Below are 12,133 nucleotides of genomic sequence, written 5' to 3' on the forward strand. Positions count from 1 at the left end.
TTACCAAAAGTATGTTATTCACCCAAATAGGCCCGGATAACATCCGGATTGTTACGGATTTCTGCGGGTATGCCTTGCGCCAACGGCGTTCCCTGATTCACCACATAAATTCGGTCAGAAATACCCATCACCAGTTTCATATCATGCTCAATCAACAGTACCGAGACCTGATGTTGATCGCGTAGCTCCATAATCAGCTGATTCAATTCATCGGTCTCTTTCGGGTTTAGACCTGCAGCGGGTTCATCTAGCATCAATAACTCGGGGCGCGTCACCATGCAGCGGGCGATTTCCAGCCGTCGTTGCTGACCGTAGGCTAAATTCCCTGCCTGACGGTTTGCCAGCGCTAATAGCCCTACCCGCTCCAGCCAAGTTGCCGCTCGCGCCAGTGCATCCGCTTCCGCCCGGCGAAAACCGGGGGTTTTCAGCAACCCCGCAAAAATACCGCTCTTGAGGTGTTGATGCTGCGCCACTAGCAAGTTCTCGATAACCGTCATTTCGCGGAACAAACGCACATGTTGGAAAGTCCGAATCACCCCCATGCGGGCAATCATCTGGCCCGGCAACCCTTCAAGATGCCGCTCACGTAGCTTAATGGTGCCGCCAGACGGGCGATAAAACCCGGTCAGGCAGTTAAAGATAGTGGTTTTACCGGCTCCGTTCGGGCCAATCAGCGAGACAATTTCCCCCAGATTCAACGTCAAGCCAACATTATTGACCGCCAGTAATCCACCAAAACGCATCGACAGCCCTTCGACTGTTAACAAAGGTTGCCTATTCATGACTGCTCTCCCTGCTTAGCCTTTACATCAGCAACTTTCAGCTTCAGTTGTGGCCGTTTCATCGGCAATAACCCTTGCGGCCGCCAGATCATCATCAAGACCATTAACGCCCCCAACAGCAACATGCTGTACGCATTGAGATCTCGCATTAATTCGCGTGAAACAACCAGCAACACGGCAGCCAAAATGACTGCAAACTGCGATCCCATCCCGCCTAGTACCACTATCGCCAGAACGAAAGCCGATTCAACGAAGGTGAAAGACTCTGGGCTGACAAACCCCTGCCGGGCAGCAAACAAGGTACCTGCAAAACCCGCAAAGGCCGCGCTGATGGTAAATGCCGTCAGCTTAATTTTGGTCGGGCTAAGACCCAGTGAGCGGCAGGCGATTTCATCTTCACGCAGTGCCTCCCACGCACGGCCCAACGGCATACGCAGTAATCGGTTAATGACGAACAGCGTCAGGATCACCAATAATAGTGCCACCAGATACAGGAAAATGATGCGGTGGCTGGGATCGTAAGTCAGGCCAAAGAAGTTATGGAAGGTATCCCAACCGCCATCTTTCGCCGTACGGCTAAATTCCAAACCAAACAGCGTTGGCTTAGGGATTTGGCTGATGCCATTAGGCCCCCCGGTGATCTCAGTGTTATTGAGCAGCAAAATACGCACAATCTCACCAAAACCCAGTGTCACGATAGCCAGATAATCCCCACGTAAACGCAGTACCGGGAAGCCTAGCAGGAATCCTGACAGCGCGGCGGTTATCCCGGCCAGCGGCAGGCTTTCCCAAAACCCTAAACCGTAATAGTGATTCAGCAGCGCGTAAGTATAGGCACCAATGGCATAAAAACCGCCGTAACCCAGTACCAACAGACCTGATAGCCCGACGACGACATTCAATCCCAGCCCCAACATAACGTAAATTAACGTTAGGGTGGCGATATCGACAGAGCCGCGAGACACTAAAAATGGCCAGGCGACTGCGGCGATAATAATCGCGGCGGCAAAGAGTTTCTGGCGCGGTGTCGTGCCATCAAAACTGGGCAGCACCCACGCCGGACCTGAGACTTTTTTAATCCCCTGTTGTATGAACGGGCGTACCAGTTGGAAGCAAAAAACCACCAGACAACCGGCACCAATCCACAACCAACGAACTTCCGAAGCACCTTGTACCACCAATCGGGTACCGTCTAACTGCAACTGCAGCCCCATCACAAACGAGGCGAGGACCAGTAACACAAAGCTGGAAATAATGGCATTAACGAAGTTGAGCTGTTTCATACTTTTTCAACCTCCGGACGGCCTAAAATCCCGGTAGGCATCACTAACAACACCACAATCAGCAGCGCGAATGAAACTGCATCTTTGTATTCAGTGCTGAGATAAGCGGAGGTCAAGGCTTCGGCCACACCCAGAACCAAGCCACCAATCATCGCGCCCGGAATACTGCCAATACCGCCTAATACTGCGGCGGTGAATGCTTTCATCCCAGCCATAAAACCAATATAGGGATTGATCACCCCGTAGAACTGCCCGAGTAACACCCCCGCAACAGCGGCCATCAGTGCACCGATCACAAAAGTCAGCGAGATAACCCGGTCAGTGTTAATGCCCAGTAAACTGGCCATTTTCAAATCTTCGGCACAGGCGCGGCAAGCGCGGCCCATGCGTGAGTAACGGATAAACAGAGTCAGCGCCAACATGGCCAAGAAGGTGACAATCCAAATCGTCAACTGCATGGTGCTGATCGTCGCAGCAAAACCATTACTTTCACCTAAGGTCCACTGCCCAGTGACCAGACTGGGTAATGCCAAATCCCGTGAGCCTTGCGTCAGGCTGACATAGTTCTGCAGGAAAATAGACATGCCGATCGCCGAAATCAGCGCAATCAGCCGCTTGGAGCTACGAACTGGCTTATAGGCTACCCGTTCAATACTCCAGCCGTAAGTACTGGCGATCACAATCGAAACCAGGAAAGCACAACCAATCAACAGCCAACTGGCGTCGATCCCCATCATCATTAATGCGGCGATCACGATAAATGAGACGTAACTGCTGATCATATACACTTCGCCGTGAGCAAAGTTGATCATGCCGATAATGCCGTACACCATGGTATAACCAATGGCGATCAGCGCATAAGTGCTGCCCAACGTAATACCATTGAACATCTGCTGCAGAAAATATAAAAACTGCTCTGACATACCCTAACCCTTTGATTCACTTGCCTGGCTGCCCTAGTCACTGTCCCAATCTACGCTGTAGAGGGAAAGATCCCCCCGGAATACGAGGGGATGCAGTTGATAGAAGGGGCCGGATTACTGCGAGAGCAATCCTAAAACGAGATAGTTCTACTATTCTTGTCAATAGTTCTACTATTCTTGTTATTTGACTGCGGTAGAAGAACCATCCGCATGCCATTCAAAAATACCAAACTCAAACCCTTTCAAATCGCCTTTATCGTCCCAGCTCAATGGCCCCATCACGGTCTCAACCGGTTTGCCGGTTTTCAGATCGTTAGCCAAATCAGCCGGTTCTTTGCTGCCAGTACGTTCCATCGCCGTCGTCAGTGATTGCAGCGCAGCATAAGTGGTCCACACAAATGGGCCTGTTGGATCCAGTTTTTTCGCTTTTAGCGCATCAACAATAGGTTGGTTAGCTGGAACCTGATCATAACGCTTAGGTAATGTCACCAGCATGCCTTCAGAAGCATCACCAGCGATGTTAGAGAGTGAAGAGTTACCCACGCCCTCTGGCCCCATAAAGCGGGCCGTTAGACCTGCTTGCTTAGCCTGACGCAGAATTTGGCCCATTTCTGGGTAGTAACCGCCGAAATAAACAAAATCGACGTTCTCTTTCTTCAGACGAGCAACCAGAGTAGAGAAATCTTTATCCCCTGCGGTCACACCTTCAAACAGCACAACTTCAGCACCTTGTTCTTTCAGACTATCGCGCACGGAACGTGCCAGACCTTCACCATATTGCTGTTTATCATGTACCACGGCGATACGTTTAGGTTGAATTGTCTCAATAATATATTTGGCGGCAGTGGGGCCTTGGTCTGAATCCAGGCCAGTGGTACGCATAATCATTTTGTAACCACGGGTGGTCAGATCCGCGTTTGTAGCAGCAGGGGTGATCATTATCACACCTTCATCTTCATAAATATCTGAAGCTGGTTGAGTTGAGGAAGAGCACAGATGGCCGATAACATAACGGATACCGTCATTTATCACTTTGTTCGCTACAGCCACGGCTTGTTTTGGATCGCAGGCATCATCGTATTCCACACCAACCAGTTTATCGCCTTTAACACCACCTTTAGCATTAATATCAGCAATAGCCTGGCGCGCACCGGTAAATTGCATGTCACCATATTGGGCCACCGGGCCAGACATCGCTCCCACAATAGCGACCTTAATGTCTTGCGCGAGCACAGAATGACTCATCGCCATTGCCATACACCCAGCCAGCAACGCTTTACCTTTTGTTAATTTCATCCGCGAATTCCCCATCTGTCATTGTGAACGTGCTTGTTGTGTTTGTCTGAGTGTTTTAGCACTGATGTAACATTTTATTCATAAGTAATAATGATTTAGTCTTTGAAGGCTTTATTTTTTCTAATAAGACTTTATTTTTCATACCATTAAACAGGAGTTTTATGCTGCAAATCAACTCAGACAAGCAGAAACAAGCGGTGTAAACAGCATAAAATTAGGCGTGAATTGAGTGGTTTTTTAACAATTGATAGTGTGTTGTGCTGGTTATGTGATCATTTACTCTGGTAAAACTCGGAAAACGCAGTAGCGAAAAAACATTTCCCCCCGTGGACGTACAGAAAAACTTACACAGCTCTCTGGTCTGTGTTCTAGTACAATGAACCTCTGCGCTATGTCCACTTTATTATCATGGTTTTTATGCGATGAAACTGACGATTATACGACTAATAACCCTTACTCATCAGGATGTTATAGATTTAGCTAAAATCTGGCCGAATCAACAGCCTGCTGTCTGGCAACAGTGGATTACTGAGGGTAAACCGCTTTTTGCTGCACGTTTTAATGAACGTTTGTTAGGTGCAGTTAAAGTGGCCGCATATGACCAACAGGCTGAGCTACAGGATCTGTGTGTCAGAGAAGTGACGCGCCGCCGAGGTGTGGGGTTGTATCTGATCGAGGAAACGCTGCGTCAGTTACCGGAAATTAAGCATTGGTACCTGAGCGGTGATGATCTCACGGCCGCCGAGCGCCCCCAGATGAATAGCTTTATGATCGCGTGTGGTTTTAACCATGAGGCACAAGGCTGGCGGCGGTAAGTCGTGCGAACAATAATTACGTACAGTAGCGGCGAACGGTAGGCCGTGGACAGTAATTACAAACAGTCGGCGGACGATAGTTACCGACGTTAGCTGCGGAGGTACCAAACAGTAATCAGCCAGTCTGCAGAAAAGCAAAAGGGCGATAATCAATATCGCCCTTCTTTATCATGCCATCATGCCGGATTACGGCATCTGTTTGTTGCTATTAGGCTTCAATCGCCATACGCAATTTTTTCATCGCGTTCTTTTCTAGCTGACGTACACGTTCAGCAGACACGCCGTACTGATCGGCCAGTTCTTGTAAGGTGGACTTGTTCTCATCGTCCAGCCAACGGGCACGAATAATATGCTGGCTCCGCTCGTCCAACCCTTCCAACGCATAAGACAGTTTATCTGCCGCGTGGGTGTCCCAGTTATCCTCTTCGATGCCATCAGCAAAATCAGAGGTTTTATCCTGCAAATACAGGACTGGAGCCATGAATTGGCCGTCACGTGCTTCGTCATCAGGAGAAGGATCGAACGTCATATCCTGAGCGGACATGCGTGACTCCATCTCGCGAACGTCTTTACTGGTCACGCCAAGCTCTTTGGCGACCAATTCTACTTCATCCTGATTAAACCAGCCCAGACGCTGCTTGGTTTTACGCAGGTTAAAGAACAGCTTACGCTGAGCTTTCGTGGTTGCGACTTTCACAATCCGCCAGTTACGCAGAACATATTCATGAATTTCTGCTTTGATCCAGTGCACTGCAAAGGACACCAGACGCACCCCGACTTCAGGGTTAAAACGGCGAACCGCTTTCATCAAGCCAATATTACCTTCCTGAATAAGGTCAGCCTGCGGCAAACCGTACCCGGAATAGTTGCGGGCAACATGAGCAACAAAGCGCAGGTGAGACAGGATAAGCTGTTTAGCCGCTCCCAGATCGCCCTGGTAATGCAGCCGTTCAGCCAGCTCCCGTTCTTCCTCTGCGGTCAGCATTGGATAGGCGTTGGCAGCCCGAATATAGGCTTCCAGACTACCCTGGGGCACTAAGGCTAAAGTTTGCATTTCTTTGGTCATTTAAACCCTCTCAGTTGCATGTTTAGTGCAGGTTTCTCTCAGCGCCAGTATTTTAGCACCTGATTATACAGATTCAAGTACTGAGCAACTTATCATTTTGCTGCAATATTCGACTGAGCATTGCTTTAAAAGTTCAATATAGATCACGTTTTTTAGCTGTGGATCTTAGCAGATCCCTAACCATATCGATCTGACCATATGTATCAAAGATAACCGATGGTATGAATATACATCGTCAATGGCTGAACAGCGACTCTCTCCCTGCCTGATTTCAGCACGGTAGGGAAAGAGTATAACAAACATTCTTTACTGCGGTGTAAATCGGCGTAAATGTTGAACCGTCGCCAGCCAGGCGGCAATCCAGCCAATCATTGCCGAGATTAATACCAACAATAGGCTTTCATCCCAACTCAGACCATGTAAGGTAAACTGGGTACCGAACACGGTCGCCACCTGTTTGACCACTGAGCCCAATTGCCATACCAATGCCTCAGACAGTATCAACGATAACACCGCACCGCCGAACCCTAACATCGCCCCACCGTTTAAGAATGGCCGTAAAATAAACCCATCAGTGGCACCAAGCAGCTTCATGACGTTGATCGTATCCCGACGGCTAAAGATACTCAGCCGGACACTGTTACCGATCACCAAGAATACGGCGACCACCATCAGTACGCCAACCATCGCCGCAACCTGACCGACCAAGCCCGTCAGCGCCGCTAAACGAGCAAACCAGCTGTCGTCCATACGGACTTCCGCCACCCCTTCAACCTGGCTAATGCGATCACGCAATGTATTCAGCGTTTCAGAACTTTGGAAATTTAACTTGGGAGTAATGATAGCGACGGCAGGTAACGGATTCTCTTCCAGCATATCCAGCGCACCACCGAAACCAGACCAGTTACGGAACTCACCCATCGCTTCTTCCCGCGATAGATAATTGACCTTCTCAACACCAGCTTCAGCTTTCAGCGTCGTCACAACATTCTCAGCCGCGTTATCGTCTAGTGCTTTATCCAGATAGACCGTCAGTTGCGGTGTTGGATACCATTGCTCTGCAGCCTGGCTGACGTTCTTCCACACGATATAACATACGCTTGGCAGCGTTAGCGAGATAGAGATCACCATCACCGTTAATAGTGTCGCCATGGGCTGTCGCATCATATCAGCAATTGCATTGACCCACGAATAGCGCCACTGCTCGCGCCAACCGCCTTTCAGCGCCTTGGTTTTTGCTTTTCGCGCATTATTCGCCATGGTGTGCTCCTGACATCCGCCCCTGACTCAATGTCAGGATCGGGTAACGCCGCCGGGCAATCAACGACGTATCATGGGTGGCCATCAAGACGGTAACCCCCACGCGGTTAAACTCTTCAAACAGACGCAAAATACCTTCTGATAAGGCATCATCCAAGTTACCGGTCGGTTCATCGGCCAGCAATACTGCGGGTTTATTCACCACTGCGCGGGCAATACCCACGCGTTGTTGTTCACCACCAGATAGCTGAATGGGGAAATTTTTCGCCTTATCCAATAGGCCGACTTTATCCAGCGCAGCCGAGGCCCTACGACGAATATCTTCGGTACTCGCACCCGCGATAATCAGTGGCATAGCGACATTGTCGTAAACCGTTCTATCCAGCAGAAGGTGATGATCTTGAAAGATCATCCCGATCTGGCGGCGTAAGAAGGGTACCTCACGGTTTTTCAGACGGCTGATATCATGACCACCAAACCAGATATGACCGGCACTAGGCCGTTCAATACCACAAATCAGTTTCAGCAGAGTACTTTTCCCTGCACCAGAATGGCCGGTTAGGAACGCCATTTCCGCAGGGCGCAGATGAAAATCGACTCCCTGCAGCGCCTGCCGTCCCCCCAGATAAGCTTTACTGACCTGTTCAAAGCGAATCATCCGTATTAATCCTCTCGGGCAAAAAGAGCCTCAATAAATTCGTCAGCCTTAAATGGCCGCAAATCTTCTATACCTTCTCCGACACCGATATAACGGATTGGGATCTCAAACTGATCAGCAATGGCAAAAATCACCCCGCCTTTGGCGGTACCATCTAGTTTAGTTAGGGTAATCCCGGTCAGGCCCACTGCTTCATTAAACAGTTTTGCCTGACTCACCGCATTTTGTCCGGTACTAGCATCCAGTGTCAGCATAACCTCATGGGGGGCATCGCCGTCCAGTTTTTTCATTACCCGGACAATCTTCTTCAGTTCTTCCATCAAGTGGGCTTTATTTTGTAAACGCCCGGCGGTATCAGCCAGCAGCACATCTATACCACGGGCTTTAGCCGCCTGAATCGCATCGAAAATAACCGAAGCAGAATCTGCACCGGTATGCTGTGCAACAACCGCAATCTTGTTGCGCTCACCCCAAACTTGTAATTGTTCAACAGCAGCGGCGCGAAATGTATCACCTGCCGCCAACATGACAGATTTACCTTCAGCCTGAAATTGGCGCGCCAGTTTGCCAATAGTGGTGGTTTTGCCCACACCATTAACACCAACCATTAAAATGACATACGGGCTCTTGCCGCTAACATCTAATGGCTTGTCAACTTTAGACAGAATCTCGGACATCTCCTCTTTGAGCTTGCCATACAGCGCATCAGCATCTTTTAACTGCTTACGGCTGGCATGTTCTGTCAGAGACGTAATGATTTTACGGGTCGTTTCGACACCAACATCGGCGATCAGGAGCTGTTCTTCCAGCTCTTCAAACAAATCATCGTCAATCTTTTTGCCGCTGAACAGCCCCATAAAACCGGAGCCAAGATTCTGTTTAGTCTTGATTAAGCTGCGTTTTAAACGCGCGAAGAAACCTTCTTTGGTTGGCCGCTCTTGTTCTTGAACCGCTACCGGGATAATTTTTTCTTCAACTTCGGTAGGTTGCTTGAAAACATCAACCAGCGATTCTTCTACCACCGCCTGCGGGGTGGGAACATCAATAATAAGGTTGTCTTCCGTTAACGACCGTTCTGACAGATTGTCTGTGGTACCGCCCTGTTCAGTGGTATCACCCTCTGCGACAGGTTTTACTAAAGACAGGTCACCGCCTGCTTCCGTTACCTGCGTGGTTGGTTCGACGACCTTATTATGAGCAATGGCCGCGTTGTCGCCGATATCTACTGATTCGGCAACCGCACTTTCTGGTAAGGTGTTAGAAGCACCCTTACTCATTGTGGCACTATTCGGCTCAGTAGGAATTACCGCGGCAACCTGCTCGTGCAGTTCTGCCTCAACAGGGTCATCCTCCACCTGAGCTTCAGTCGTTTTTTCACTAATGACGTGCTCGACTGTTGGCTCAATAACATCTATTGGCTCAATAACATCTGTTTGCTCAATAACATCTTCTTGCTCTGTAACGCCTTCTTTTTCAGTCGCCAGCGGCTCTACTGCTGGTTCTTCACTCTGACGGCCAAGACCCAGCCAGGAAAAAAATCCACGTTTTTTTTCTTTTGCCATTTGCGACTACACTCCTCGCGGTTAAATCATGGCTTATACCTTTAGGGACAATAATAGCCTTGGGTACAATAATAATGTGCAAGTCTATCACTTTCTCCTGAACAGCAACACGCGCACGAGATGCTTTCTACTGTGAATTCAATCGTTATCGCTACTACCTCTACAACTTAAAGTCCGAAGGGGATATAACGTTTCCCCCACACAGCACACACCGGTAGAATAGTTGCTAATTCTTTTATTCACCGCTGCAATAATGGCCAATTTTCAAAGCAAAATAATCTATGACAAAGCAACCTATAGCAAAGCGATCTATAGTAAAAAAAGCATCACCGCAGTCAGCGGGGCAGATAAGAATCATTGGCGGCAAATGGCGTGGGCGTAAGCTCCCCGTCCCAGATAGCCCAGGACTACGCCCTACGACGGATCGGGTAAGGGAAACATTATTTAACTGGCTCGCTCCGATGATTCAGGGTGCACGTTGTCTGGATTGTTTTGCTGGCAGTGGTGCGTTAGGGCTGGAAGCCCTATCCCGTTATGCAAGCGAAGCTACCTTGCTGGAAGCTGACCGTCAGGTTGCCAAACAACTGAGCGATGACCTGACGCTACTAAAAGCTGAAAATGGGCAGGTTGTAAACACCAACTCATTACAATGGTTGGCGCAACCGGGGCAGCCTTTCAATCTGGTCTTCTTGGATCCGCCTTTTCGTAAAGGTCTACTGGCTGAAACCATTAATTTGCTAGAGCAATTTAACTGGCTGGCTGCTGATGCCTGGATCTATGTTGAAGCTGAGGCAGAAAGCGCCGTTGCTGATGTCCCCGCCAATTGGCTGTTACATCGAGAAAAGATCGCCGGGCAGGTTGCCTATCGTTTATTTATTCGCCAACAAACCGATTTGCCAACATGTACATCGGTGGCAGAGCAGGAGCAACACCATGTGGATTAATCTCGGCCGGTTACTGATGCTAGGCGTCTGGTTTTTTATACTGCTGAACCTGTTCCATCCTTACCCTAAGCCATTGAGATACTTTATTCATGTGGCCATGATATTTATGGTTCTGATGCATGGCTTGCAACTGGTCTTGCTCAAATCGACACAACCCAAGGATCAACCTATCAGTGGCTTGCAGCAATTTAAAATCTTTGTTTTTGGCGTATTTGAATTATTAGCCTGGCAGAAAAAACAGCCACAACTGCCTAAAAAATAATATCGTTACCCAATGCTATATACCCTAAATAATTCGCTTGTCCGAGGGGTGAGCGTCAAGGATGCTGAGCATCCGGGGTAAAACGGATATAGCGTGTACCTTGTAAATGCAATATTCCCTGTGCACCTTGCTCAATGCGGTTATATTCCTGCTGAGGCAATACCATTTTAATTTCACTGCCGCTCTTTATTTCATTGCCTCCAGAGAGTTCGAGGCTGTTCTTTATTTCTATGTTACTGGACAGTGGGTGGAAATAAACTTCGTAGCGTTTCTCTTCAGCCACGATCTCCTCACGCTGCCTTGATCGGCGATTGGGGGCAAGGACTTCGCGTTTATCAACGACCTCAACTTGCACACTACGCACCGGTGCGCGGTCATTTTCTGCATCTTGCTGTTTTTTCTGCCAATACTGTCGGGCCGCCAACACGACGATCAGCGCCACAACGACAATAAATAATAAAGGGAGTTTGCTCATATCTGCATTCTATCGATTAAATATAATCCGTTAAAAACCATTATTAACTCAAAATAATTACCTACTAAAAGCTATTAATGGCAAAAAAAACTGTTAATGGGAAAAATTCAGCATACCCGCACCATCAATGACACGACAGGGACGCCGTAAAAGATGACATCCACAGCCCCCCTGTTAAATACTCTTAGGGTTTATTACCCGGTAAATAGGGGAAATTCATCACATTGTTGCCAAGCTCAGATATCCGGGCGCTACCTTTCTCGGTGACACTATCAATACGAATGACCGCATGTAGAGGAATATAGCTGCGGTTGACACCAGAAAATTCAGTTTTCAATTTCTCTGTAGAGGGATCAACCAACAATGTTGATTGGCTATCAAAGACAAAATCAGCAATTTCAATAAACCCAAATAACGAGCTAGGGCCGATTTCACGGACATAAAGCTGATAGTTTTTACCATTATTTATAAACTGAATACGATAAAGCAGTTGTTCATTCGCCATAGCGTGACCTGTCTCTATTCCTTGTTATAACGAGAGGAAATCGGCGTTAACATAGCATGTGAGCCAAACAAGACCAAGATATCAGCGTGCAGAGCCTGCGCCTTAAAGTTTAATCTGCGCGCTGTTACGCATTAAGTTGCATAACCCGAGCAAATGACAGTTGCCTGACTATCGCTCTTTGCCTCCATCCCTTACACTAATGGGTGTTGTACATGGATTGCGAATTGCCATAATAACATTAGTGTCATAGCAACATTATTGCCATAACAGCATGGCTGTCATAACAGTATAGTTGTCATAAC

The 12,133-nt window shown here is 48.3% G+C and carries 13 protein-coding genes; 3 read left to right on the plus strand and 10 right to left on the minus strand.

All coding sequences use genetic code 11. The features are described 5' to 3' along the window. Positions 1-14: 14 nt before the first annotated feature. The 4 genes from livG to AC971_RS07520 all read right to left on the minus strand — a co-directional run bounded on the left by livG (position 15) and on the right by AC971_RS07520 (position 4,284). Positions 15-782, minus strand: a complete 768-nt coding sequence (gene livG, locus AC971_RS07505) for a high-affinity branched-chain amino acid ABC transporter ATP-binding protein LivG (protein WP_025382189.1) — start codon at positions 780-782, stop codon at positions 15-17. Then, positions 779-2,065 (minus strand): high-affinity branched-chain amino acid ABC transporter permease LivM, encoded by a 1,287-nt coding sequence (locus AC971_RS07510; protein ID WP_025382188.1) that lies wholly within the window; start codon positions 2,063-2,065, stop codon positions 779-781. Before AC971_RS07510 ends, livG begins: the two co-directional genes overlap by 4 nt. Further along, the gene (livH, locus tag AC971_RS07515) at positions 2,062-2,988 is read right to left on the minus strand and encodes a high-affinity branched-chain amino acid ABC transporter permease LivH (protein WP_025382187.1); all 927 of its coding nucleotides are present in this window, start codon (positions 2,986-2,988) and stop codon (positions 2,062-2,064) included. The genes AC971_RS07510 and livH overlap by 4 nt, the downstream gene beginning before the upstream one ends. Before the next feature lie 180 nt (positions 2,989-3,168). Continuing rightward, on the minus strand, positions 3,169-4,284 hold the full coding sequence (locus tag AC971_RS07520) for a branched-chain amino acid ABC transporter substrate-binding protein (protein ID WP_025382186.1): 1,116 nt from the start codon (positions 4,282-4,284) through the stop codon (positions 3,169-3,171). Between the two features lie 422 nt (positions 4,285-4,706). Between AC971_RS07520 and panM the strand changes: the two genes are divergently transcribed. Then, positions 4,707-5,099 carry an aspartate 1-decarboxylase autocleavage activator PanM gene (gene panM, locus AC971_RS07525; RefSeq protein ID WP_025382185.1) on the plus strand — a complete coding sequence of 131 codons (393 nt, stop codon included), beginning with the start codon at positions 4,707-4,709 and terminating at the stop codon, positions 5,097-5,099. 208 nt (positions 5,100-5,307) lie between these two features. On the opposite strand, the gene rpoH is transcribed toward panM, so the two are convergent. The 4 genes from rpoH to ftsY all read right to left on the minus strand — a co-directional run bounded on the left by rpoH (position 5,308) and on the right by ftsY (position 9,645). Further along, positions 5,308-6,165 (minus strand): RNA polymerase sigma factor RpoH, encoded by an 858-nt coding sequence (rpoH, locus tag AC971_RS07530; protein ID WP_012104324.1) that lies wholly within the window; start codon positions 6,163-6,165, stop codon positions 5,308-5,310. 306 nt (positions 6,166-6,471) lie between these two features. Continuing rightward, entirely contained in the window at positions 6,472-7,425 is a 954-nt protein-coding gene (gene ftsX / locus AC971_RS07535; protein ID WP_025382184.1) for a permease-like cell division protein FtsX, read from the minus strand. Beyond that, positions 7,415-8,083: a cell division ATP-binding protein FtsE gene (gene ftsE, locus AC971_RS07540; RefSeq protein ID WP_025382183.1), complete on the minus strand. Its 669-nt coding sequence runs from the start codon at positions 8,081-8,083 to the stop codon at positions 7,415-7,417. Before ftsE ends, ftsX begins: the two co-directional genes overlap by 11 nt. A 5-nt stretch (positions 8,084-8,088) precedes the next feature. Further along, positions 8,089-9,645, minus strand: coding sequence for a signal recognition particle-docking protein FtsY (gene ftsY / locus AC971_RS07545; RefSeq protein WP_048677490.1), 1,557 nt, complete (start codon positions 9,643-9,645; stop codon positions 8,089-8,091). 281 nt (positions 9,646-9,926) lie between these two features. Here ftsY and rsmD point away from each other — a divergent pair, with 281 nt between their 5' ends. Further along, positions 9,927-10,589, plus strand: a complete 663-nt coding sequence (gene rsmD / locus AC971_RS07550) for a 16S rRNA (guanine(966)-N(2))-methyltransferase (RefSeq protein WP_025382181.1) — start codon at positions 9,927-9,929, stop codon at positions 10,587-10,589. Beyond that, positions 10,579-10,851, plus strand: a complete 273-nt coding sequence (locus tag AC971_RS07555; protein ID WP_025382180.1) for a DUF1145 family protein — start codon at positions 10,579-10,581, stop codon at positions 10,849-10,851. Before rsmD ends, AC971_RS07555 begins: the two co-directional genes overlap by 11 nt. 55 nt (positions 10,852-10,906) lie before the next feature. Here the strand turns inward: AC971_RS07555 and AC971_RS07560 are convergent, their stop codons facing one another. Continuing rightward, on the minus strand, positions 10,907-11,326 hold the full coding sequence (locus tag AC971_RS07560) for a DUF2500 domain-containing protein (protein WP_025382179.1): 420 nt from the start codon (positions 11,324-11,326) through the stop codon (positions 10,907-10,909). Between the two features lie 184 nt (positions 11,327-11,510). Then, on the minus strand, positions 11,511-11,831 hold the full coding sequence (locus AC971_RS07565; RefSeq protein WP_025382178.1) for a DUF1820 family protein: 321 nt from the start codon (positions 11,829-11,831) through the stop codon (positions 11,511-11,513). Positions 11,832-12,133: the final 302 nt, after the last annotated feature.

The organism is Yersinia similis, assembly GCF_001053095.1.
In the GTDB taxonomy this organism is placed as follows: domain Bacteria; phylum Pseudomonadota; class Gammaproteobacteria; order Enterobacterales; family Enterobacteriaceae; genus Yersinia; species Yersinia similis.